Source organism: Campylobacter sp. RM19072, assembly GCF_024723485.1.
GTDB classification, from domain to species: Bacteria; Campylobacterota; Campylobacteria; order Campylobacterales; family Campylobacteraceae; genus Campylobacter; species Campylobacter porcelli.
Map to the genome: position 1 here is coordinate 1 of NZ_JANQCU010000070.1, position 315 is coordinate 315.

At 27.9% G+C, this 315-nt stretch carries 1 protein-coding gene; it reads left to right on the top strand.

Annotation, left to right across the window (positions count from 1 at the left end):
• On the top strand, positions 1-315 hold a 315-nt coding region (locus tag CSUIS19072_RS08485), incomplete at both ends, for a hypothetical protein (protein ID WP_337212287.1).

Below are 315 nucleotides of genomic sequence, written 5' to 3' on the forward strand. Positions count from 1 at the left end.
AAATACATATACACAGATAAGGTTTTTACTAAAGAAGAGTTAAATTTAGTTACAAATAGCACTATTAATCTTATCTCAACATTTACTTTAGAAAACTTATACACTGTATTTGAATTCCAAGATATAAATGGTAATAAAATATCTCACTCTATCAATAGAGCCGATGAAAAGCACACTATCGCCATTCCTAGCGAGTGTGAATATGTTAAATTTGGATTAAAATTAGTTGGAAGTGGAAAAGTTCAAATAGAAAAACTTATCTTAGATAATCTTATTCTTAATCCATACGCCTTACTACCAAAATCAAAAACCCTA